At 64.7% G+C, this 22,831-nt stretch carries 18 protein-coding genes; 10 read left to right on the forward strand and 8 right to left on the reverse strand.

Annotated elements, in window-relative coordinates; genetic code table 11:
- Nucleotides 1-23 precede the first annotated feature (23 nt).
- A complete protein-coding gene (locus ACHIRB_RS14945) occupies nt 24-2,012 on the forward strand; it encodes an APC family permease (RefSeq protein ID WP_395112899.1) in 1,989 nt (662 codons plus the stop codon).
- A gap of 6 nt (nt 2,013-2,018) precedes the next feature.
- Nucleotides 2,019-3,287, forward strand: coding sequence for a class I SAM-dependent RNA methyltransferase (locus ACHIRB_RS14950; protein ID WP_395123827.1), 1,269 nt, complete (start codon nt 2,019-2,021; stop codon nt 3,285-3,287).
- Here ACHIRB_RS14950 and ACHIRB_RS14955 read toward each other — a convergent pair.
- Together ACHIRB_RS14955 and ACHIRB_RS14960 are read right to left on the reverse strand one after the other, a co-directional pair.
- Nucleotides 3,284-4,048: an FHA domain-containing protein gene (locus tag ACHIRB_RS14955; RefSeq protein ID WP_395123828.1), complete on the reverse strand. Its 765-nt coding sequence runs from the start codon at nt 4,046-4,048 to the stop codon at nt 3,284-3,286. The two genes, ACHIRB_RS14950 and ACHIRB_RS14955, sit on opposite strands and share 4 nt — an antisense overlap.
- A gap of 141 nt (nt 4,049-4,189) precedes the next feature.
- Nucleotides 4,190-4,852 (reverse strand): TetR/AcrR family transcriptional regulator, encoded by a 663-nt coding sequence (locus ACHIRB_RS14960; protein ID WP_395112902.1) that lies wholly within the window; start codon nt 4,850-4,852, stop codon nt 4,190-4,192.
- A 65-nt stretch (nt 4,853-4,917) separates the two neighbouring features.
- On the opposite strand from ACHIRB_RS14960, the gene ACHIRB_RS14965 reads away from it, so the two are divergent.
- From ACHIRB_RS14965 to helR, 3 genes are all read left to right on the forward strand, one after another.
- On the forward strand, nt 4,918-6,282 hold the full coding sequence (locus ACHIRB_RS14965; protein WP_395123829.1) for a cytochrome P450: 1,365 nt from the start codon (nt 4,918-4,920) through the stop codon (nt 6,280-6,282).
- Between the two features lie 96 nt (nt 6,283-6,378).
- Nucleotides 6,379-7,416, forward strand: coding sequence for an alpha/beta fold hydrolase (locus ACHIRB_RS14970; RefSeq protein ID WP_395112904.1), 1,038 nt, complete (start codon nt 6,379-6,381; stop codon nt 7,414-7,416).
- Nucleotides 7,417-7,571: 155 nt separating this feature from the next.
- Entirely contained in the window at nt 7,572-9,758 is a 2,187-nt protein-coding gene (gene helR, locus ACHIRB_RS14975) for an RNA polymerase recycling motor ATPase HelR (RefSeq protein WP_395123830.1), read from the forward strand.
- Nucleotide 9,759: 1 nt separating this feature from the next.
- Here the strand turns inward: helR and ACHIRB_RS14980 are convergent, their stop codons facing one another.
- From ACHIRB_RS14980 to glsA, 3 genes are all read right to left on the reverse strand, one after another.
- Nucleotides 9,760-10,614 carry an ABC transporter permease gene (locus ACHIRB_RS14980; protein WP_395123831.1) on the reverse strand — a complete coding sequence of 285 codons (855 nt, stop codon included), beginning with the start codon at nt 10,612-10,614 and terminating at the stop codon, nt 9,760-9,762.
- Nucleotides 10,611-11,591, reverse strand: a complete 981-nt coding sequence (locus ACHIRB_RS14985) for an ATP-binding cassette domain-containing protein (protein WP_395123832.1) — start codon at nt 11,589-11,591, stop codon at nt 10,611-10,613. The genes ACHIRB_RS14980 and ACHIRB_RS14985 overlap by 4 nt, the downstream gene beginning before the upstream one ends.
- Before the next feature lie 121 nt (nt 11,592-11,712).
- Nucleotides 11,713-13,539 carry a glutaminase A gene (glsA, locus tag ACHIRB_RS14990; RefSeq protein ID WP_395123833.1) on the reverse strand — a complete coding sequence of 609 codons (1,827 nt, stop codon included), beginning with the start codon at nt 13,537-13,539 and terminating at the stop codon, nt 11,713-11,715.
- 144 nt (nt 13,540-13,683) lie between these two features.
- On the opposite strand from glsA, the gene dxs reads away from it, so the two are divergent.
- A complete protein-coding gene (gene dxs / locus ACHIRB_RS14995; protein ID WP_395123834.1) occupies nt 13,684-15,558 on the forward strand; it encodes a 1-deoxy-D-xylulose-5-phosphate synthase in 1,875 nt (624 codons plus the stop codon).
- A 13-nt stretch (nt 15,559-15,571) separates the two neighbouring features.
- Here the strand turns inward: dxs and ACHIRB_RS15000 are convergent, their stop codons facing one another.
- Nucleotides 15,572-16,876, reverse strand: a complete 1,305-nt coding sequence (locus ACHIRB_RS15000) for an HRDC domain-containing protein (protein ID WP_395123835.1) — start codon at nt 16,874-16,876, stop codon at nt 15,572-15,574.
- A 97-nt stretch (nt 16,877-16,973) separates the two neighbouring features.
- Here ACHIRB_RS15000 and ACHIRB_RS15005 point away from each other — a divergent pair, with 97 nt between their 5' ends.
- Complete coding sequence (locus ACHIRB_RS15005; protein WP_395123836.1) at nt 16,974-17,819, forward strand: alpha/beta fold hydrolase; 846 nt, start codon at nt 16,974-16,976, stop codon at nt 17,817-17,819.
- Here the strand turns inward: ACHIRB_RS15005 and ACHIRB_RS15010 are convergent.
- The gene (locus ACHIRB_RS15010) at nt 17,764-19,182 is read right to left on the reverse strand and encodes a WS/DGAT/MGAT family O-acyltransferase (protein WP_395123837.1); all 1,419 of its coding nucleotides are present in this window, start codon (nt 19,180-19,182) and stop codon (nt 17,764-17,766) included. The genes ACHIRB_RS15005 and ACHIRB_RS15010 overlap by 56 nt on opposite strands.
- Before the next feature lie 198 nt (nt 19,183-19,380).
- Between ACHIRB_RS15010 and ACHIRB_RS15015 the strand changes: the two genes are divergently transcribed.
- Nucleotides 19,381-19,554 carry a CsbD family protein gene (locus ACHIRB_RS15015; protein ID WP_395123838.1) on the forward strand — a complete coding sequence of 58 codons (174 nt, stop codon included), beginning with the start codon at nt 19,381-19,383 and terminating at the stop codon, nt 19,552-19,554.
- A gap of 165 nt (nt 19,555-19,719) precedes the next feature.
- Here ACHIRB_RS15015 and ACHIRB_RS15020 read toward each other — a convergent pair whose 3' ends face one another.
- The gene (locus ACHIRB_RS15020) at nt 19,720-20,301 is read right to left on the reverse strand and encodes a DUF3000 domain-containing protein (protein ID WP_199706252.1); all 582 of its coding nucleotides are present in this window, start codon (nt 20,299-20,301) and stop codon (nt 19,720-19,722) included.
- 87 nt (nt 20,302-20,388) lie between these two features.
- Between ACHIRB_RS15020 and hemE the strand changes: the two genes are divergently transcribed.
- Nucleotides 20,389-21,471 (forward strand): uroporphyrinogen decarboxylase, encoded by a 1,083-nt coding sequence (gene hemE / locus ACHIRB_RS15025; RefSeq protein ID WP_395123839.1) that lies wholly within the window; start codon nt 20,389-20,391, stop codon nt 21,469-21,471.
- Nucleotides 21,468-22,814, forward strand: coding sequence for a protoporphyrinogen oxidase (locus ACHIRB_RS15030; RefSeq protein ID WP_395123840.1), 1,347 nt, complete (start codon nt 21,468-21,470; stop codon nt 22,812-22,814). The genes hemE and ACHIRB_RS15030 overlap by 4 nt, the downstream gene beginning before the upstream one ends.
- Nucleotides 22,815-22,831: the final 17 nt, after the last annotated feature.

Here is a 22,831-nt window from a genome sequence, read left to right on the forward strand (position 1 = left end):
GCCCTACGGCTTACGCTTTCCCGGTGTCGAAGCTCACGACCGCTACAAAGCGGCTGCTGCTCGGTAGACCCTTCCGTAGCGACAAACTGGGCCACACGTTGCTACCGAAGCGAATCGCGCTGCCTGTTTTCGCCTCCGACGCGATGTCGTCGGTCGCCTACGCGCCGGAAGAAATCTTTCTGGTGCTCTCGACTGCGGGGCTGTCGGCCTACGTCTACACGCCGTGGGTCGGTCTCGCCGTCGCCGCTGTGATGATCGTGGTCGTTGCGAGCTACCGGCAGAACGTGCACGCCTATCCCTCCGGCGGTGGCGACTACGAGGTCGCGACGACCAACCTCGGACCGACGGCGGGGCTGACGGTCGGCAGTGCGTTGCTCGTCGACTACGTCCTCACCGTTGCGGTGTCGATGTCGGCGGCGGCGTCGAATATCGGGTCGGCGGTTCCGTTCGTCGCGCAACACAAAGTGCTGTTCGCTGTCGCTGCGATCGTCCTGCTCACCGCGATCAACCTCCGCGGCATCCGCGAGTCGGGAACGGCGTTCGCGATCCCGACCTATGCCTTCATCGTCGGCATGTTCTTCATGCTCGGGTGGGGTCTGTTCCGGATCTACGTGCTGGACGAAGATATTCGCGCCGAGTCCGCCGGGTTCGAACTGACCGGAGAGCATGAGCACCTGACCGGGATCGCGTTCGCCTTCCTCGTCGCGCGGGCGTTCTCGTCGGGCTGTGCCGCGCTGACAGGTGTCGAGGCGATCAGCAACGGCGTCCCGGCCTTCCGTAAACCGAAGTCTCGCAACGCCGCAACGACGCTGCTTCTGCTCGGCGGCATCGCGATCATCCTGCTGATGGGCATCATCATCCTGGCGCAGAAGATCGGCGTGATCTACGCGCACAATCCCGATACGCAGCTGACCAACGCACCGGACGGGTATCACCAGAAGACGTTGATCGCGCAGATCGCCGAAGCCGTCTTCAGCGATTTCCGCATCGGGTTCTTCTTCATCGCCGCTGTCACCGCGCTGATCCTGGTCCTGGCCGCCAACACGGCGTTCAACGGTTTTCCCGTCCTCGGTTCGGTCCTCGCTCAGGATCGCTTTCTGCCGAGGCAGCTGCACACCCGCGGTGACCGTCTGGCCTTCAGCAACGGCATCCTCTTCCTGTCCGGTGCCGCGATCGCCTTCGTCGTTCTGTTCGGTGCCGAGGTCACCAAGCTGATCCAGCTCTACATCGTCGGCGTGTTCGTCTCGTTCGTGTTGAGTCAAACCGGCATGATCCGGCACTGGACGCGGCATCTACGCACCGAGACCGAGCCGGAACAGCGCGCCAAGATGCAACGTTCGCGGGTGATCAACGCAATCGGCCTGACGATGACGGCAACCGTCCTCGTCATCGTGCTCATCACCAAGTTCGCGGCCGGTGCGTGGATTGCCATCGTCACGATGGGCGCGATCTTCGGGCTGATGCGGTTGATTCGCAAGCACTACGACACCGTCGCGCGTGAACTCGCCGAAACCGAATGGGACGGCGTACTACCGAGCCGGACCCACTCGATCGTGCTGGTGTCGAAGATGCACATGCCGACCAAACGTGCGATCGCCTACGCACGTGCGACGCGACCGGACACCCTCGAAGCGATCACGGTCAACGTCGACGAACCGGATACCCGAGCACTGGTCCGCGCATGGGAGAAGAGCGACATCGCGGTGCCGCTGAAGGTGATCGAGTCGCCCTACCGCGAAATCACGAAGCCTGTCCTCGACTACGTCAAGCGGCTCCGGAAGGATTCGCCGCGCGACGTCGTGACGGTGTTCATCCCCGAATACGTCGTCGGTCATTGGTGGGAGCAGGTGCTGCACAACCAGAGTGCGCTGCGGCTCAAGGGCCGGCTGCTGTTCGAGCCGGGCGTCATGGTCACCAGCGTGCCCTGGCAGCTCGCGTCCTCGGAGCGGGCGAAGCTGGAGGGCTGGGAAGACGCCCCCGGTGCCATCCGCCGCGGCTATCAGGACAAGTGACCCCCCTTGAGTGAATCCTGGCGGGGCCGTCGCCTCGAGCTGCGTCTCGGCAATCCTGGGCACGGCGGCTTCTGCGTGGCACGCCACGACGGTCGGGTGGTCTTCGTCCGGCACGGTTTGCCTGGCGAACTGGTGCTCGCCGAGGTGAACGAGGACCGCGGCGGATCGTTCTGCCGTGCCGACGTTGTCGACGTCGTCGAAGCATCCGAGGACCGCGTGCCCGCGCTGTGTCCGGTGTCCGGTCCGGGTGGGGCAGGCTGCTGCGACTACTCCCACGCGACGTTGGCGGCACAGCGAGGCATGAAAGCCTCGATCGTGGCCGAGCAGTTGCGCCGAATTGCAGGCATCGAGCGCGACGTCGAGGTCGGCGTGCTTGCTGGAACCGGCGACGGCGGAGGATGGCGAACCCGGGTCCGCCTCGCTGTCGACGAGCACGGTCAGGCAGGGGTCCACGGCTACCGCAGCGGCTCCGTGCTTGCCGATCTACGCTGCCCGCAGCCGGTTTCGGGTGCGATGGACGGCGTGGCCGAGCGCAGTTGGCGGCCGGGTGCCGAACTCGCTGTCGCGGTCGACAGCGACGGAGTTCGCCACGTCGTCGAGTTGTCGCCCGCCCGGGTGTCGGGGACGGGTCGGCGCAGTCCGGGGCGTCGCGGTGCGATGGCGCGTCGCGCGGCCACGAATACGCCGCGAGCCCAGCGCGTCGCGATGGGTACGGGTCGAGTGGTCGAGCGCGTCGGTGGCCGGGCGTGGGAGTTGGACGCTGTCGGCTTCTGGCAAGCGCATCGTGGTGCGGCCGAGGCGTATTCGTCGGTCGTCGCCGAATGGTCCGACGCGTCCGCAGGCGCCCTCGCATGGGATCTCTACAGCGGCGCAGGAGTTTTCGCCGCTCGGCTCGCCGATCAGGTGGGGGAGTCGGGAACCGTTGTGGCCGTTGAGTCTTCGCGTGAGGCGGTCCGCGACGGCAAGGCGGCGTTGGCCGATCTGGCGGTTGTGCAGTTCCACGCGGCGCGGGTCGAGAATGTATTGGCCGACGTTGCCGGAGCGCCGGAGGTCGTCGTCCTTGATCCGCCGCGGTCCGGAGCGGGGCGGGAGATCGTTACCGCTGTGGCACAACAGAATCCGCAGCGAGTTGTCCACATCGGGTGCGATCCTGCCGCCTTCGCCCGCGATGTGTCGCTCTACCAGGAGCAGGGCTACAGGCTGACCGATCTGCGTGCCTACGATGCCTTTCCGCTGACCCACCATGTTGAGGTCGTCGGACTGCTGACGCGCTAGGCCACCGCGCGTGCGCTGGTGCGGGGGGAGTGCTGCAGGCCCAGGCACAAGCGTCGCTGGTCGTCGATCGAGCCGAGATCGGACTTGGTGACCAGCCGGGACGAGATGGCGAACTCGACCAGCCGCGCGCGTCGGTTGGACGCCAATCTGCCTGGGCCGCCGCGCAATCCGCTGACGCCGATGCGGTCGAACTTGTCGCAGACGTTGTCGAGTTTGCGGTTGAACTTGGTGAGTGGCCAGCCGAGCCGCTCGGCCGCGCGCGCCGAGCTCGGTATCGCGCTCGCGTCGACACCGTCGCGCAGCAACAGCGGTTCGGCGAGCGCGACGATCAACGCCAGCTGTGCCGCGGTGAGTGCCGGTGCGCCGATGGTGGTTTCACCGGATCGGTGTGGTGGTGGTGTCGGGTTCGTGACAGCGCTCGACGTTTCGATCGCGAATTCGTAGGTCGTCGGTCCCGCCGCGACGACCACCGTCGTCATGCCGTACACCAGTGGAATTCGAGTTCCCGGCACAAGAAGCGCGGCGAATCCCGTGGTTGCTTCGGACACTTTCGCGGGGATCCGGCTGCCGACGTTGGCGAGCCACCACATCCCGGTCTCGTAGTGGATAGACAGGCAGCGTCGGTGGAGGTAGCGGTTGTCGTCGATCGAGAGGTCGGCGTCGCGACCGACGTAGAAGACAGCGTCGACGTCGAGTGCGTAGCGCTCACCGCAGTACTCGACGTCGGCACGTGCGAAGTCGCCGACACCGTCAGTTTCCATAGCCTCATGGTCGTCGCTGTCGCGTTCGCGAAACAGACACCCAAGGAGTGGAAGGCCCACACCCTGTAGGCCGCTCCGCGGCTCGTGAGTCTTTTCGGCGGTTCCGCCCTCCGAAAGTGCGCACGAGCGGCGGAGCCGCCTTCAGCGCACCCGGCAGGCCGCTTCGATGGCGACGACGAAAAGCAGCGCGATCTCGTCGATGAATTCGTCGCGGGGGAGGTCGATCGAGCCGGCGAGCCATTGGGCGGCGGTGTCGGTCAACCCACCGACGATGATCGACGTGGCAATCTTCACCCGTGTGTGGCCACGATCGTCGAGCGCTCCGAGGAGCGAAAAGGCTTGATCGGCGGCATATTCAGCGAATCTGCGTACGGACTCGGCTTTGTGTTTCGCCGCTGACTCCGTGGCGACCGACTCGGCGAAGACGCGCGCTTTGCGTGGGTCGGTCGCGAAGAAGTCGACGAACACCTCCATCGCTGCGCGTGCGCGTAGGTGCAGGTCGGGCGGTTGACCTTCCGCTGCGACCCGCGCCCGACCGAAGTACTGCTCGAAGACCTCGTCGAACAGTGCGTTGACGAGATCGTCGCGATTGTCGAACTGTTCGTAGAAGTAGCGCTGGGTCAGGCCTGCCCGTTCGCACACCGCGGTCATCGTCAGTTTGGCGAGCCCGCCGTCGCCCACGACGTCGAAGGCGGCCTCGATGAGGTCCGCGCGCCGCTGGGCGACACGATCCTGCGCGCTGACGCCCCGGAACGGTCGTACGACGGTGGCCATGAACAACATCTTGACATATCGCCGTGTCAAGTTCACGATCGTAACCAAGTTGACACGACTCAGTGTCAACTAACGCGAACGCCGAGGTGAAGTCAATGGTGACCCCCTTTCTGACGTCAGGTCCTGCCCACGCCCCGACAGATTCAGGACTGCAATCGATATCGGGCAACAGCGGGCTCCCGCTGATCGGCGAATCGCTGGACATCTTTCACAGACCGCTCGAATGGGCGAACAGGCGCTACGAGCGTTATGGCCCGGTGTCGTGGACCAATGCCCTCGGCCGGGAGATGGTTGTGCTGCTCGGGCCGGACGCGTGGGATGTTCCGATGGCAAATCGGAACAAGCAATTCGCCAGTGGACCTGCGTGGGACTACCTGATCGGTCCGTTCTTCCCGCGCGGCCTGATGTTGCTCGACGCCGACGAGCACCTGTTCCACAAGCGGATCATGATCCAGGCGTTCACGAAGACCCGCCTCGCCGGCTATCTGGACGCGATGAACCCGACGATCGAACAGGGTGTGTCCAGCTGGATCGAATCCGACGCGTTCCAGTGCTACCCGGCGATCAAACAGGTCACCCTCGACATCGCGACACGAACCTTCATGGGTGCCGCCCTCGGTCCGCAGGCCGACCGCATCAATCGCGCCTTCATCGACTGCGTCCGAGCGGGTACGGCATACGTGCGTTTTCCGGTGCCTGGCCTGCGGTGGTCTCGGGGCCTCCGGGCGAGGAAAGTGCTCGAAGAGATGCTGCGAGCGCAACTGCCCGCAAAGCGGCGTGGTTCGGGCGACGACCTGTTCACGGCGCTGTGTCACGCGGAAAGCGAAGACGGGCACAGCTTTACCGACGACGACGTCATCAATCACATGATCTTCCTGCTGATGGCCGCGCACGACACCACGACGATCACCATGACCGCGATGATGGACTATCTCGCCAGAAGCCCTGAATGGCAGGCGCGTTGCCGTGCGGAGAGCGTGGCGCTCGGATCGTCGTCGGTCGATTTCGCGAGTCAGGAACAACTGACGTCGCTCGATCTGGTGATGAAGGAGTCGCTGCGAATGTTGACGCCGCTGCCGCAGATGCCGCGCGCCGCGCTCGCCGACACCGAGGTTCTCGGACACTTCATCCCAGCCGGAACGCAGGTGATGGTCAACCCTCAGTTCATCCACTACATGCCCGAATATTGGCCGGACCCATACCGTTTCGATCCAGGTCGCTTCTCGCCCGAGCGACGCGAAGACAAGATCCACAAACATGCGTGGGTGCCGTTCGGGGCAGGCGTGCACAAGTGCATCGGCCAGTACTTCGGCGGCATGCAGGTGAAAGCCGTTATGCATCAGGTTCTTCGACAGTTCGAATGGTCGTCGGAACCCGGTTACAAAACTCCGTGGGACAGAACGTCGCTGCCGAGTCCGAAGGACGGCTTGCGGGTGAAGCTCACACGGCTGGCCAGCTGACGCCAGAGTTGAATTTGTCACAGTAGCCGATACTCGCGGTACTGGGTATGCGAGAATTCTGCAGCCCGGAACGACCGAGATGCGAGGAGCGGTTCTGTGAGTGCGGTAGCCACGTTGGACAAGGCGGCACGCAATGCGTGGTCGTTGTTCGTCGGCGACGGCGTCGAGCCCTACAGCGCGACCCCGTCGACGGTGATCTGGGACGAGCCACATCGGGAACTACGTCGGTACGACACCGACGCGCCGCGAGGGTCGGCAGTGCTGCTGGTTCCGCCGCTGGCAGCGCCGGCCACGTGCTTCGACCTGCGGCCGTGCCAGAGTGTCGTGCAGCATCTGCAGAGTTCCGGCCGGACCCCCTATGTCATCGACTACGGCACGATCACCTGGGAAGACCGCACCCTCGGTTTCGAGGAGTGGATCGACGACATCATCCCGAACGCGATCCGCAAAGTGTCCGAAGACAACGGCGGCGAGCCGGTCGACGTCGTTGCGTGGTGCCTCGGCGGGACGATGACGCTGCTGAGCGCGGCAGCTCACGACGACCTCCCCATCCGCTCGATCGTCACGGTCGCGACACCGCTCGACTACAGCAAGTTGCCCTCGGTCGCCGCGTATCGAGTGTTGAGCCGCGTCACCGGCGGTATCGAAGGCACCATGTTCAACCGTCTCTTCGGCGGCATTCCGGCGCCGGTGGTGCAAGCCAGCTTCCGAGCGACTGCACTCGAGCGTGAGATCAAACGGCCCTGGTTCATCGCACGCAATCTCCACGACACCGAGGCGATGGCTCGCATGGAATCCATCGAGCGGTTCATGGGTCAGATGCCCGGCTATCCGGGCAGGCTCTACGGGCAACTGTGGGGACGCATCATGCTCGCCAACGATCTCGCGAAGGGCCGTCTCCAACTCGGTGACAGGACAATCGAATTTGCGAACGTCACCGTCCCCGTGCTGGCACTGGCCGGCACCACCGACGCCATCACGACGCAGGCCTCCGCGCGGCATGCGCTCGACATCTTGACGGGCGCGCCGTCGGTACAGTTCGAAGCCGTGCCCGGTAGTCACCTCGGTGTGCTTGCCGGTCCAGGCGCGAAAGACACAACCTGGCCACATATCGATCGGTTCCTCGCGGCCTAGAAACGAGCTCGAACAGCCGCCACACGAATGTGGAAGGAGGTAACTGCATTCCTTCCACTTTCAACTTATAGCGCACCCGGGGGCTTGCCGCAAGACCCCGGTCGTCCCTCAGAATTACCCGCCGTAAGCACTGTCTACGGATATGGGGGCCGCGAATGCAGGTGTCTTTGTCGAGCAACGAGCCACGTGACGCCGTTTCGAGCGTGTTCGATCTACCCGACCACCTCGGTAAGGCCGATCCGACACTGATCGCCGCCGACGAGCGGCATTTCGCGGCAATCGAGAACAGCCTGAGACGGTCGATCGCGGACCTGACTCGGCGTTTGGAGATCGAACGAAAAGCACCGGGCGGCGTCGGTCAGGAGGCGATGGACCGAGACATGCAGGTGCACCGGTTGACCGGTCAGTTGCGTGCACTGCGGCGCTACGGGTTGGATCTGTGTCTCGGGCGCATCGTCGGCGCGGGGGAGTCGGACGAGCCCGTGTACATCGGACGCCTCGGACTACTCGATGCCGCAGGCAATCAGCTCCTGGTGGATTGGCGTTCCCCGGCAGCTGAGCCGTTTTTCGGTGCGACACATGCGAATCCGATGGGTCTGGCAAGCCGCCGGCGGTATCGCTGGTCACGCGAGAAGATCACCGACTACTGGGACGAGGTGTTCACAGAGGAGTTCACGGACGGGTACGAGAACTACGCCGCACTCGACGACCAGTCCGCCTTCATTGCCAGCCTCGGCAGCAACCGGTCACCCAAGATGCGTGATGTGCTCGGCACCATCCAGGCCGATCAGGACGCGATAATTCGCGCCGGATCGCGCGGCGCCCTCGTCGTCGACGGCGGACCCGGCACGGGTAAAAGTGTTGTCGCGCTGCATCGCTCGGCCTATCTGCTCTATTCGGACCCTCGGCTCGGCCACCACCGCGGTGCCGTGTTGTTCGTCGGACCCCACGAGCCGTATCTGGCCTACGTCGCCGACGTGCTGCCCAGCCTCGGGGAGGAGGGCGTGCAGACCTGCACCCTGCGCGACCTCGTCGTCGAGGGCGCCACCGCGAGGGTCGACCCAGATTCCAACGTGGCGCGGCTCAAGTCGTCGGTGCGGATGGTCGAGGCGATCGAGACCGCTGTGAAGTTCTACGAACAACCACCGAAAAACGAAATGATCGTCGCGACCGACTGGACCGAGCACTGGCTCACTCCCGAGGACTGGGTGGAAGCCTTCGACGCGCCGGATCCCGGCACGCCGCACAACGAGGCGCGCGAACAGATCTGGGAGCTGCTGCTCACAATCCTGATGGACTCCTACGACGGCGACACTCCGGCCGATCAGGTTCGGAAGGCGTTGCGGCGCAACGACGAACTAAGGACCGCACTCGACAACGCGTGGACCTTGATCGAAGCGGCCGACCTCGTCGCGGACCTGTGGTCGGTGCCTGCCTATCTCCGGACGTGCGCGCCGTGGCTCACTGCGGACGAGATTCGACAGCTACAGCGAAGCGATGCGAAGAATTGGACGGTGTCGGACCTGCCGCTGCTCGACGCCGCTCGACAGCGCCTCGGCGACCCGGATGCGGCACTGCAACAGCGTCGGCGGGCTGCCTTCCTCGCTGCCGAACGTGAGCGTCGGGCGATCGTCATCGACGACCTGATCGACGCCGACGATGGTGAGGGTCTGGTTCAGATGTTTCGTGGTGGCCACCTGCACAGCGTTCTTGCCGAAGGCAACATGCTGCCGCCCGCCGAACCGGATCTGCTGGCCGGACCGTTCGAGCACATCGTCGTCGACGAAGCTCAGGAGCTCACCGACGCGCAGTGGCAGATGTTGTTGCAGCGCTGCCCGTCGAAGAGTTTCACCATCGTCGGGGACCGAGCTCAGGCGAGGCACGGCTTCACCGAGACGTGGCAGGAGCGCCTCGGGCGAGTTGGGCTCGACCGAATCACGGTCGCGTCACTGAGCATCAACTACCGGACGCCGGAAGAGATCATGATCGAAGCAGAACCCGTCATCCGGGCTGTGCTCCCCGACGCCAACGTGCCGACGTCGATCCGGAGCAGTGGCGTTCCGGTGCGGTACGGATCCACTGCGGAACTGGACGCGACAGTCGACAACTGGCTCGGTGCCAATGCGGACGGGATCGCCTGTGTGATCAGCACGGACATCAGCGCGTCGGCGCATCCGTCGCCGCGCGTTCGGTCGCTCACACCCGAGTTGTCGAAAGGACTCGAATTCGATCTGGTTGTTCTGATCGACCCGCATGCGTTCGGTGCGGGCATCGAGGGAGCCGTCGACCACTACGTCGCAATGACACGAGCGACACAGGAACTGGTCGTGCTGTCGAGTTGACTCAGCTTTTCTTGTTGTAGAGCCGCATGGTGACCGTGCCGAAGACGACGACGAAGAACGCACTCCAGCCGAACACTGCGGCCATATCGCGGAATTCTGTCGTGCCCTGCATCAGACTGCGCGTCGCGCTGACGAGATGGCTGATTGGGTTGACCTTGACAAATGCCTGCAGCCAGCCCGGCATGGTCACCGGGTCGACGAAGATGTTGCTCGCAAAGGTCAGCGGGAACAGGATGAACATGCTGACCCCCATCACCGCCTGCTCGGTCCGCAGGAACATCGCGAACATCGTCCAGATCCAGGAGATGCTGAACGAGAACATCAACAGCAGGCCGGCGGCTGCGAGAACACCCAACACTCCGCCCTGCGGACGGAAGCCGATGATCAGGCCGAGGACGAGCGAAACCGTGATGGCGATGATGTAGCGCACGACATCGCCGAACAGCGCTCCCACCAGCGGGGACGGGCGCCAGATCGGCAGCGAACGGAACCGATCGAAGACACCTTTCTCGATGTCTTTGTTGATGGTCAGCCCGGTGTACATCGTGATCATGACGATGGTCTGCACAAGGATCCCGGGCAGCAGATATTGGATGTATGCGTTGGTCGATCCCGCGAGTGCGCCGCCGAAGAGATAGGTGAACATCAGCGTGAACATGATCGGAAACATCGTCACGTCGAAGAGTTGCTCGGGGACGTGTTTGATCTTGAGCAATGCCCGCCATGCGAACGACAGCGATGTGGACAGTGGTCCGGGTGCAGGTGGACGTGGCCCCGATTGCAGGACATCGGCAACGGTGAGGGCAGGAGCCGACGGTGACGAAGGCGAGGCGCCCGCGGATTTGGTGGCGGTCATCGCGCCGTCTCCTTCAGGTCGTCGAGCTCGGGTTCGGGATCGGCGTGTTTACCGGTCAGGGCGAGGAACACCTCGTCGAGACTCGGCTGGCCGAGTGCGAACGTCGTGACAGCGATGCCCGCCTCGTGGAGTGCCGGAAGTGCGGTCGCGACGACGAGCGGATCGTCGACTCGCGCGGTGAGAGCGGCGGGATCGGATTCTTCGACAACGTCGACGCCGAGCAGATTTCGCAGCAGGTGTGCGGCGTCGCCGCGCCGAGCATTGTCGGCAACCCTGACATGCAGCGCGCCCGCACCGACCGACGCTTTGAGTTCGCCCGTTGTGCCTTCGGCGATGACTTTGCCTCGGTCGATCACCGCGACGCGATCGGCGAGTTGGTCGGCTTCGTCGAGGTACTGCGTGGTGAGCAAGACGGTCGTTCCGCCTGCAACGAGAGCCCGAATGATTTCCCAGACCTGATTTCGGCTGCGGGGATCGAGCCCGGTGGTCGGCTCGTCTAGGAAGATCAGTTCCGGGGTGACGATGATGCTCGCCGCGATATCCATGCGGCGGCGCATGCCCCCCGAGAAGGTCTTGACCTGGCGGGGTCCGGCTTCGACGAGATCGAACGCCGTGAGCAGCTGCTCTGCGCGTGCGCGGGCCGCCGGGAACGAGTAGCCGTAGAGCCGGGAGAGCAGAACCAAGTTTTCCGTACCCGACAGATCTTCGTCGAGTGATGCGAATTGTCCGGTGAGAGCAACCTTTCCGCGGACCTCTTCCGCTTCGGTCGCCACGTCGTGGCCGAGCACCGTCGCGCGGCCGCCGTCGATCGCGAGCAAAGTCGCAAGCATGCGGATCGTGGTCGTCTTACCCGCACCGTTCGGCCCGAGAACCCCGTAGACCCCGCCGCGCTGCACGGCGAGGTCGACACCGTCGACCGCTGTGTTTGATCCGAAGCGTTTGATCAACCCTTCGGTTTCGATCGCGAGACTGCTCATGGTCGTCCGCCCCTCTCGTGTGCCAGGTCCCAAGCCTCTCACTCGCCACCGACACGGAATAGGACAAATGAGAACTTGTTGACATCGTATACATTTGCAGCTCGAACGCGCCACGGAGTTTTCAGAAACCGCCCGACCGCAGCGCGATCGACCGGATCGCCGAGTCCATCTGGGCGTACGCTCCGGCGGCAAGACGTTCCAGCAGCGCCAGCTTCAGTCCCGGTGCCGACGCCGTCAGGTCGGCGAAGCGTTCGGCAGGCAGGACCGCAAGCTGGACCGCGGAGTCGGCCCGAACGTCGTAAAGGTAGGGCTCCGCTACCAACTGTGCCATCTCGCCGAACGACATGCCGGGGGACAGCGTCGCGACCCGCCTGGTCCTGCCCTGTGCATCGGTAAGAGTGGAACTGATCTGGCCTTCGAGGAGGAAGTGAATTCCACTGGCCTGCTCACCTCGTCGAACGACGACCTCACCTCGCGTGAACGTGCGCCGTTCGATCTCCAAGGCGAATCGTTCGAACTGCTCGGAGGTCAGCGTCGCAAGCAGCGGGTGTCGCGCCAGGTCGACTCTCTTCGGTTGGCGATCCACGAAGCAATATCTGTCGAGTACGACGTCTTCGCACCACTGCGCTGCGGCGTCGATGTCGACGAATACGCGACCGTCCGGATCGTCGATCAGCACGCTCGACGTCGTTCGCCCGAGCATTCCGTCGGGATCGACGAGCGCGGTTCGACAGCCGCGATCGTTCAGGGCTGCCTGCATGTCGGCGATCATTCGGTTGGCGACGGCGCTGACGTCGTCGATGCGGCGAATGTCGATGACAACCGCGTCGAGGTCGTCGCCGTGATCGGTGATCTCACGGACCGCCGTCTCGGCGCCCGCGAACAACAGGTCGCCGTGCAACTCGTAGATGCGTGCGCGGTTGCCGAACTGCGAGAGGGTGGTGCGTTCGGTGTCGGTGCGGCGTTGCCGCGACGGCGCCTCGGCGATCGTGTACTGCGACCGAATCGCGGATCGTGCTGCACGCGTGACGTGCATGAAGTGCAGTTCCAGTCGCTTGGACAGCTCGCTGCAGGCCTGTACGCCCCGCACGCTGTTGCCGTGTGCATCCAGCCGCGGGGAGTACACCGCGATCCCGATCTGGCCGGGCAGCACCGCAAGCACACCACCGCCGACGCCGCTCTTGGCAGGCAGGCCAACGCGCGCTACCCAATCGCCCGCCGCGTCGTACATCCCACAGGTCGTCATCACGCTGAGCACCCGTTCGATCTGCTCGGTTGCCAGGGCGCGCTCGTGGGTCACCGGATTGATTCCGTTGTTTGCCATGGTCGCGGCCATCAGCGCGAGGTCGCGACAGGTGACGTCGATCGAACACTGGCGGAAGTACAGATCGACCGCGTCGTCGGGGTTGCCCGTGACGATGCCGAACGACCGCAGCATGTGCCCGATGGCGCGATTTCGGTGTCCGGTCTTCGCTTCGGAGTGGTAGACGGCGTCGTTCATCGTCAGTTCGCGCCCGGCGTAACGCGAATAACACCGTCTGATTCGTTCGAATCTCTCCGCGACATCGGCGCCGTGAATCAGGGCGGCCGAGGTGATGGCTCCGGCGTTGATCATGGGGTTGCGTGGACGCTCGGTGACCGGGTCGAGACTGATCTCGTTGAACGGTTCGCCGGACGGTTCGACGTCGACTTTCGCGGCTACCGCGGCTGGTCCGTTGTCGGCGAGGGCAAGGCCGTACGTGAACGGTTTGGAGATCGACTGAATCGTGAATTCGGTTCGTGCAGAACCTGATTCGTAGACGTAGCCATCGGTGGTCGCGATGCAGAGCGCGAACTCGTCCGCGGGCACCGACGCCAGTTCCGGGATGTAGTCGGCGACCGCTCCGTCGCGGTTCTCTCGGCACAGCGCTGCGACCTCGGCGACGATGTCGTCGACTACATTCGGCATGGTCGAACCTTAGGCGAAGCTGACTATGAGCCTTCTCACTATTGTCCGGCATAATGGGTGGACGCGCTCGTCGGGCGCATCGGGTACACATGAGGCTCCGTAGACTTGGTACGTAGTCAAGGTGCGTCCGGAGGGAGCAGTTCGTTGGGTGTTCTTGCCCGGGTCGACCAGCCCGCAGATTTGCGTGGGCTCACACGAGATGAGCTGACCGAGCTTGCCTCGGAGATCCGCGATTTCTTGGTCCAGAAGGTCTCCGCGACCGGCGGCCACCTCGGCCCGAACCTCGGCGTCGTCGAACTGACTCTTGCGATCCACCGGGTTTTCGAATCTCCCGAAGACGCATTGATCTTCGACACCGGGCATCAGGCGTACGTCCACAAGATCCTGACCGGTCGCAAGGACAAGTTCGACTCGCTGCGTACACGCGGCGGACTGTCCGGCTATCCGAGCAGAGCCGAGAGCAGCCACGACTGGGTGGAGTCGTCGCACGCCTCGGCATCGTTGTCCTACGCGGACGGACTCGCGAAGGCCTTTCAGCTGCTCGGCCAGGACCGCCACGTCGTCGCGGTCGTCGGCGACGGCGCGCTGACCGGTGGCATGTGTTGGGAGGCTCTCAACAACATCGCCGCGGGCAAGGATCGCTCGGTGGTGATCGTCGTCAACGACAACGGACGGTCCTACTCTCCGACGATCGGCGGTCTCGCTGACCGACTCGCCGCTCTCCGGCTGCAACCCGAATACGAGCGCATTCTCGACGGCGGCCGCCGCTTCCTGCAGCGAATTCCATGGGTCGGCGTCTCGACCTACTCGGTGCTGCACGGCATCAAGGCCGGCCTCAAGGACGCCATGAGTCCGCAGGTGCTCTTCACCGATCTCGGTATCAAGTACCTCGGACCGGTCGACGGTCACGACGAGGCCGCGCTCGAAGCCGCACTCCGGCGTGCGAAGGACTTCGGCGGTCCCGTGATCGTCCACACGGTCACTCGGAAAGGCATGGGCTACCTGCCCGCCGAAAACGACGAAGCCGATCAGATGCACGCGTGTGGCGTCATCGATCCGTTGACGGGCATTGCAACGAGTACGGCTGCGCCGGACTGGACGTCGGTGTTCTCCGCCGAACTGATCGAGCAGGCGCAGCGCCGCAAGGACATCGTCGCGATAACCGCTGCGATGGCAGGCCCGACCGGACTCGCCGCGTTCGGCAATCGTTTCCCCGACCGCTTCTTCGACGTCGGTATCGCCGAACAGCAAGCCGTCGCCTCGGCTGCCGGACTCGCGCTCGGCGGCCTGCATCCCGTCGTTGCGATCTACTCGACCTTCCTCAATCGTGCGTTCGACCAGTTGCTGATGGACGTCGCGCTGCTCAAGCTGCCGGTGACGCTCGTACTCGACCGAGCCGGTGTGACGGGTCCCGACGGAGCGAGCCACAACGGCGTCTGGGATCTCTCATTGCTCGGCATCGTCCCCGGTATGCGCGTTGCCGCTCCACGCGACGCGGTGACGCTGCGCGAAGAACTTGCCGAGGCGCTGGCCGTCAACGACGGACCGACCGCTATTCGCTTCCCGAAGGGTGCGGTGGTCGACAGTGTCGAGGCCATCGACCGAATCGACGGCGTCGACGTGTTGCGGATGCCGGAGGGATCGACAGGTGACGTCCTCATCGTTGCTGTCGGACCTTTCGCCTCGCTTGCCTGCGAGACCGCGGATCGGCTCGCCGAACAGGGTGTCTCGGTCGCGGTCGTCGATCCGCGGTGGGTGCTTCCTATTCCCGAGGCGATCGTCAAGCTTGCCGAAGATTTCGGACTGGTCGTGACCCTGGAAGACAGCGGTGTCCACGGCGGCATCGGGTCCACGGTCTCCGCAGTCATGCGTGCCGCGGGCGTTGATGTGCCGTGCCGTGATCTCGGTGTGCCGCAACGCTTCCTCGACCACGCCTCGCGTGCTCAGGTGCTCGCTGAACTGGGTCTGTCGGTCGACGACATCGTTCGCCGTATCGCAGGTTTCGCAGCAGGGGCCTGACGCAGGCGAAGCCTCAGGCTTCGGTCGGCCCCGGTTCGGTCTTCGTTGGCGTCTCGGTAGGTGCTGCCGCTGCTTCGGCCAACGCTGCGGCGAGCACGGGCACAGCCAGTTCACGCTGCCACGGTCTCGCGCCGCCTGCTGCGAGGAAGGCGTCGATCGCGGGTTCGAGATCGTCTGTCGACGGTGCGATCCCGTCCCAGCACAGGCGACGCAGCAGGTCGGGAAGTAGCAGATTTTCCACCGGGACGGCAACGCTTTCGCTGACCTTCGCCATCGCTGCGCGCGCCGCGGTGAGCCGCGCGGCTGCCTCCGGGTTGCGGCGTGACCATCGATTGATCGGCGGCGGACCCGTGAACGGTTGACTCGTCGGCGGCAACTGGCTCTCGGGGAGCGCGCGTGCAGCGCGGACCGCGTCGAGCCACAACCGCGAGGATTTGCGCTGCCGCGGTCCACCGAAGATGGGGAGTCGGCGGAGATCTTCGATCGACGTGGGGTCGGCGACGGCCGCCGAGATGATCGCCGCATCGGGCAGTACTCGGCCTGGTGCGACATCGCGGGACGCGGCGTACTCGTCGCGCGCCTGCCACAACGACCGCACCGTAGCCAGTTGGCGCGCCTTTTTCAGCGTGTGAATCTGTGAGGTCCGGCGCCAACGGTCCGGTTTCGGCGTCGGTGGACCCTGGGTCCGGACATGCTCGAACTCTTGCGCCGCCCAGTCTGTCTTACCCTGTGCCGCAAGCTCTTCGGCCATCTTGTCCCGCAGCTCGAGTAGCACCTCGACATCGAGAGCCGCGTAGTTCAGCCATTCCGGCGGGAGGGGCCGGGTCGACCAGTCCGCGGCGCCGTGGCCTTTGCGCAACTCGAGGCCGAGGGTCCGCTCGACGATTGCGGCAAGTCCGACGCGTTCGAAGCCGGCCAGACGCCCGGCCAGTTCGGTGTCGAACAGTCGCGCGGGGCGCAGACCGAGTTCGGCGAGGCCGGGCAGATCCTGGTCGGCCGAATGCAGCACCCATTCGAGGTCGTTGATCGCCTCGGCGAGGGGTTCCAGATCCTTCGCGGTCGGTATGGGGTCGACGAGGATGGTGCCGACCCCTGCTCGCCGCAGCTGAATCAGATACGCGCGACTGGAGTAGCGGAAGCCGGAGGCACGCTCTGCGTCCACGGCGAGGGGCCCGGTGCCGGTTACGAGACGCTGTGCTGCAGCGGCGATCTCGTCGGCTGTCGTGAGCACGTCGGGAACGCCGTCGGCTGGCGCCAGCAGCGGCACCGAAGCCGGCGTATCGGGCTCGCCGTCGAGCGTGCTGCTGGTGTCTGACATAGACGTGAACCTTACGTTGCCCGGCGGTCGGGCCGAAGACCCCTCGGGTTCCGACGAACCCGTGCATCTAGAACGTGTTCTAGTTACGATGGCGGTCATGGTGAACCTAGCGACGATCGCGCCCGTCGGAACCGTCCCAACGGGCACGATGATCGAGTTGCCCGGCAGGGGCAGTACCTACCTGATCGACTCCGACGACGGCGCGAGCGACCGACCGACGATGATCCTGCTGCATTCGCTCACGTGCACCGGCATCCTCACGTGGTACCCGGTATTCGAGCGGCTTTCGCGCAAAGGTCGCGTCGTCGTCTTCGATCAACGCTGGCACGGCCGAGGCATTCGTTCGCCGCGTTTCGCTCTGGCGGACTGCGCCGACGACGTGGCCGCGGTTGCCGACTATCTCGACGTGGATCGCTTTGTCGCCGTTGGCTATTCGATGGGATCGCTGATAGGTCAGCTGGTGTGGAAACAACACCGCGATCGACTTGCCGGACTGGTGCTGTGCGCAGCTGCGTCGAGTTTCCGTGGCGTCCGGCGGGAGCGGATCTTCATGGACGCCTTCGGTCGGGCTGTCGGTGCGTTGAACCTGGGCGCAGGTGCGCTGCCCGGCGTGGACGGTGGGGCACCGCTCACCGACCGAAAGTGGGCACTCGAGCAATTCCGGCAGACTCGCTACGGTGCCATGGCAGCTGCGACCGCCGCGATCGGCAAGTTCGATTCGAGTGCGTGGGTCGGCGACATCGACGTGCCGACCTCGGTCGTCGTGACCGCCCGCGATCGTGCGATCAAACCGGAACGGCAGCGCTGGCTGGCGCGGCAGATCGCCGGTGCGTCGTCCTACGAAGTCGATTGCGGACACGCCTCGTGTGTCATGGAGGCGGAGGTGTTCAGTTCTGGGCTGATGCCGGCTTGCGCTTCCGTGCTTTCGCGCGCGCGGCTTTGACGAGTTCGTCGAGGGCCTCGGGGAAGGCATCGGCGAGCGACCAGAGATTGGGCGCGAGTTCGGAGCACGCGATGAGTCCGACGTTGAGGTGCTTCTCGAGCGACAGCACCGTGATGGTGAGACCCGCGCCGTGGAAGACCGGCCCGAGCGGATACATGCCGGTGACGCGGGCGCCGAGGAAGTACAGCGGGACCGGCGGTCCGGGGACGTTGGACACGACGAGATTGTGGATCACCGGATGTCGGTCGGCGAGCCGCAGCTTCGCGTAGAGCCGCATCGCGACGCCGAAGGTCGCCGGGCCCGCGAACTGCGTCCAGTCCTGCAGCATGTTGGCGTCGAGTGCTTCCTGGTGCAGCTTCGATACGACGTTGGCCTCGGCGATGGCTTGCAGCCGCTCGACCGGATCGTCGATGTCGGTCCGCAATTGGGAGAACATGCTCGACACCTTGTTGGTGCCCGGCCGGTTCGACTTGGCGTGGACCGAGACGGGTACGACGGCGACGAGCGAAGTGTCCGGTAGCTCGCCGCGGTCCTCGAGGTACATCCGCAGTGCGCTCGCTACGAGTGCCAACACGACGTCGTTGACCTTTGCGCCGAAGGCGTTCTTGACGAGTTTGACCTTCGCGAGGTCGAGTTGCGAGTAGGCGATGCTGCGGTGACCCGTGATGGTTCCGTTGAACGAGGTGCGCGGAGCCGTGAACGGCGCCGGCATTGCTTCGCCGCGGCGGGCGCGCGAAATCCATTGCGGCACAGTCATAGCGGTCGGTAGTACCTTCAAGAACTTGATCGGGCGGGACGCGTAGGCGAACAACCCCCCGACCGCGATCTCGGCCGAGCTTGCGCCGCCGATGGACGCCGTGCCCGAGTCTGCCGGCGTCGGTGCGTCGGGTTCCAAGCCGCACAATTGCGACATCACGTTGGCACCGGTGATGCCGTCGACGCCTGCGTGGTGCATCTTCGACATGACGGCGATGCGACCGTCCTCCAGTCCCTCGATGATCCACATTTCCCACAGGGGTCGGCTGCGGTCGAGCGGTTGGCTCGCGATGTGACCACACAGCTCGGCGAGGGTTGCACGGTCGCCGGGTGCCGGAACGGCGACGCGATGGCAATGCCGGTCGATATCGAAGTCGGTGTCGTCGACCCACACCGGATGATCGAGGTTGAACGCCGAATCTTGGAGTTTCCTGCGAAACGTGGGAATCGTGCGCGCACGAGCGCCGAGTTCGTGCTTGAGTGCGTCGAAGGAGTAGCCGTCCGGAATCGTCGACGGGTCGAGTTCGATCAGGCCGCAGACGTGCAGTAGCTGCGTCGACGTTTCCATGTAGAGGAAGCTGGCATCCAAGCCGCTGAGGCGTTCCATGCAGACATACTAGAACGTGTTCTAGTTTCTTGCTATCGAAACGGCAAAATGCGTGGTTGGACCCCTGAATCGTGCCGCAGAACCCGCCGAAAAAGTTCGATTTCGGATTGTGTGTGTTTAGCGGTTGCAGCTAGGGGTATTCGAACTCCATGCCCCGCAGTACGGCAGGGGTTGCCACAAAGCGAGGAGGATTCACCAGTGAGTGCAATCGACAAGGCCAAGAATGCAGCCGAAGACGTTTCCGGCAAGGCGAAGGAAGCCTTCGGCAAGGTGACCGGTGACAAGAGCACCGAGAACGAAGGCAGGACCGACCAGACCAAGGCCGACCTCAAGGACGCTGGCGAGAAGGTCAAGGACGCGTTCAAGAACTAAGACTTTCGGGTAGCGAACCTCCGGCACGAGCTCGACAGCCGGATGCGCTGCGCAGAAGCGGGCGGAGACGACGATGTCTTCGCCCGCTTTTTTGTGCGGCTACGCCGCTCGTGCGTCTTTTCGGAGGCCAGGACCTCCGAAAAGACTCACAAGGCCGTTAGGCCCTCAGGCCCTCAATTCCGTAATTCCCGCAGGTGGCAGGCCCGCCGCATAGGCGAGAACCTCGCCGAATGCCTCGACATGACTCGCAAGTTCGACGGTGGTCGGCGTCCAGGACGCGCGCAATTCCAGTTGATGCGCCCGCGGCGGACCCGCGATATCGCCGTAGCGCACCGAACTCGTCGCGGTCACCGTTCCGCCGAGCGCGTTCAGCGGTTCGTTTCGTGCTTCCAACGCATCGACGAGCCAGCTCCAGGCCACTTCGGGCAGCAGCGGATCACCTGCGAGGGAGGCATCGACGTCGGCCTGAATGTAGGCGACCAACCGCAGCGTGCCGTTCCAGGCTTCGTCGCCGTTGGGGTCGTACAGCAAGATCAGGCGGCCGAACGCGTCGCCTTCGGACTGCTCGGGGACGACCTCGGTCTCGACGTGTTTGACCTCTGCACCGATCGCGTAGGAGAACGGCGCAAGCCGTTGAGGTGGGCGAATCGGGCCCAATTCGATACCGGGATGGACGGTCGCAGCACCCATCGCATCGACTGCGGCACGAAAAGGTGCCGGTTCAGCGGCGGATCCGGACGTCGTCACAAAGTCGCACGGTAGACCCGCACGTCGGCCCGCGCATGGAGGCGCGCCGATTCATGAGAGCATGGCGATGATGAGCGAGAAGCAGATATGAGCCCCGTTCAGCGCGGGCATACCGCTGGTTACCCCACACGTCGGCAGCTGACGGATTCGCCGTTTCTAGCAGCCGCGACCGGGCAAACTCCCAGCCACCGACCTGTTTGGTTCATGCGACAGGCCGGTCGATCACTGCCCGAGTACCGGGCTATCCGGGCAGATGTGGGGATGTTGGAGTCGTGCTTCACCCCTGAACTGGTCTGCGAGATCACGATGCAGCCGATCCGTCGGCACGGCGTCGACGCCGCGATCCTGTTCTCCGATATCGTCGTGCCGCTGAAAGCCGCAGGTATCGATCTGGATATCGTCGCTGGTGTCGGTCCTGTCGTCGCCAATCCGATCCGATCGAAGGCCGATGTCGCTGCCTTGCCGACGCTGGACCCGAGCGAGGTCGGTGCGATAGCCGAAGCCATCACACTCCTCACAGCCGAACTTGGTGACACCGCGTTGATCGGTTTTGCCGGCGCCCCGTTCACCCTGGCGTCCTACCTCATCGAGGGCGGTCCGAGTCGCAATCTCGAACGCACCAAAGCGCTGATGCACAGCGATCCCGAAACCTGGAACGCGCTGCTCGGTCGACTCGCAGATATCACCATCACGTTCTTGCAGACGCAGGTGAACGCCGGCGTCGACGCGATCCAACTCTTCGACTCGTGGGCGGGCACGCTGTCACTCGCCAATTACCGCGAGTTCGTGCTGCCGCACAGTGAACGTGTCTTCGCAGAGCTGGCTGCCTCCGGAGTTCCGAAGATCCACTTCGGCGTCGGAACCGGAGAGCTGCTGAGATCGATGGGGGAGGCGGGCGCCGACGTCGTCGGTGTCGATTGGCGGATACCGCTTCCGGAGGCCGCACGACGCGTCGGACCAGGAAAAGCCTTGCAGGGCAACCTCGATTCGGCCGTGCTGTTCGCGGGCACCGAATCGATCGAAAACGAGGTGCGACGGATCGTCAGCGAGGGCGACGAAGCGTTGACCCTCGGCGCGACCGGTCACATCTTCAACCTCGGGCATGGTGTGCTCCCGAAGACCGATCCCGGGGTGATCACGGCGACGGTGGAGTTGGTGCACTCGTTGTGACGTCCGTTGCCGTCGTTGGGGCCGGCATCTCCGGTCTGGTCGCGGCGTATCGGCTGCGGCAAGCCCTTGGGCCTACTGCGACGATCACCCTTGTCGAGGCGTCGGATCGGATCGGCGGCAAACTCCGGACCGTTCCACTTGGCGACGGCGTGATCGACATCGGCGCCGAGGCGTTCGTCGGCCGCCGACCCGAGGTTCCAGACCTGCTCGCGGAGCTTGGCATCGCTGATCAGTTGGTACATCCCGCGGGACTGCGGCCGCTCGTCTGGGCAGGCGGTGCCCTGCACCCGCTGCCGACCGCGACGTTGATGGGAATTCCTTCCAGCCGCGCCGCGGTCGAAGGACTTGTCGACGACGCGACGCTGGCGAGGATCGATGCCGAACCCGCGACGCCCTTCCGGTGGGACCGCGACAGCGATGTCGACGTCGGTTCTCTCGTCGCCGACCGGTTCGGTGAGCAGGTCGTACGCAGATCCGTCGATCCACTGCTCGGCGGCGTGTACTCGGGACTGTCGTCGTCGATCGGCGTGCGGGCGGCGTTGCCGACCTTGGCGGCCGCGCTCGACGCAGGTGCGCGAAGCCTCACCGAAGCCGTAGTGCAGGCGTTGCCACCGCCGATGCCGGGTCCGGTGTTCGGCGGGATCCGCGACGGCTACGCGGTGCTGCTCGACGCGTTGCTCGCTGCCGCCGATCCAGTCGTCGAACTCGGCATGACCGTGCGCTCGATCGAGCGGTCAGGGTCCGGCTGGCAGCTCGAGCCGCTGGGCAGGTTCGACGGCGTAGTCCTTGCGCTGCCTGCAACTGCGATCGGGCGGTTGCTCGCCGCCGTCGCCCCTTCCGCGGCGGCCGCTGCGGCTGCGATACCGCTGGCGTCGTCGGCGCTCGTCGGGTTGGCACTTCCTGCAGGCATCGACCTTCCGCAGCATTCCGGCGTGCTTGTTGCGACCGGAGAAGCCTTGCGGGCCAAGGCTTTCACGTTCTCCAGCCGGAAATGGCCGCACCTCGCCGAACGTGGCGTCGCACTCGTGCGGGCATCCTTCGGCCGCTACGGCGATTCGGTCTCCGATGCCGGCGACGCCGACCTGATTGCCACAGCCACGGAAGATCTGGCGACCGTCACAGGTGTGTCGGTGACTCCTGTGGACGCGGTTGTCCAACACTGGTCCGGTGGTCTCCCGCAGTACCTGCCAGGCCATCTCGATCGGGTCGGCGAGATCGAATCGGGCCTTGCCGACGTCGCTGGACTGGAAGTGGCGGGTGCGTTCCTGCGTGGGGTCGGCGTGCCTGCGTGCATCTCGGCGGGGTCTGCCGCTGCGGCACGCCTGCTGGCTGCTGTGCACTAGCCGTCATGGCACGATGG

This window comes from Antrihabitans spumae (assembly GCF_043944905.1).
GTDB lineage: Bacteria > Actinomycetota > Actinomycetes > Mycobacteriales > Mycobacteriaceae > Antrihabitans > Antrihabitans spumae.

What these genes read in the sequence shown, in the direction of transcription:
- ACHIRB_RS14955 (WP_395123828.1), bottom strand. Translation starts at nt 4,048, where the DNA reads ATGGAAACTGACGGTGTCGGCGACTTCGCACGTGCCGACGTCGAGTAC.
- ACHIRB_RS14965 (WP_395123829.1), top strand. Translation starts at nt 4,918, where the DNA reads ATGGTGACCCCCTTTCTGACGTCAGGTCCTGCCCACGCCCCGACAGAT.
- helR (WP_395123830.1), top strand. Translation starts at nt 7,572, where the DNA reads ATGCAGGTGTCTTTGTCGAGCAACGAGCCACGTGACGCCGTTTCGAGC.
- ACHIRB_RS14980 (WP_395123831.1), bottom strand. Translation starts at nt 10,614, where the DNA reads ATGACCGCCACCAAATCCGCGGGCGCCTCGCCTTCGTCACCGTCGGCT.
- ACHIRB_RS14985 (WP_395123832.1), bottom strand. Translation starts at nt 11,591, where the DNA reads ATGAGCAGTCTCGCGATCGAAACCGAAGGGTTGATCAAACGCTTCGGA.
- glsA (WP_395123833.1), bottom strand. Translation starts at nt 13,539, where the DNA reads ATGCCGAATGTAGTCGACGACATCGTCGCCGAGGTCGCAGCGCTGTGC.
- ACHIRB_RS15000 (WP_395123835.1), bottom strand. Translation starts at nt 16,876, where the DNA reads ATGTCAGACACCAGCAGCACGCTCGACGGCGAGCCCGATACGCCGGCT.
- ACHIRB_RS15005 (WP_395123836.1), top strand. Translation starts at nt 16,974, where the DNA reads ATGGTGAACCTAGCGACGATCGCGCCCGTCGGAACCGTCCCAACGGGC.
- ACHIRB_RS15010 (WP_395123837.1), bottom strand. Translation starts at nt 19,182, where the DNA reads ATGGAACGCCTCAGCGGCTTGGATGCCAGCTTCCTCTACATGGAAACG.
- hemE (WP_395123839.1), top strand. Translation starts at nt 20,389, where the DNA reads ATGAGCCCCGTTCAGCGCGGGCATACCGCTGGTTACCCCACACGTCGG.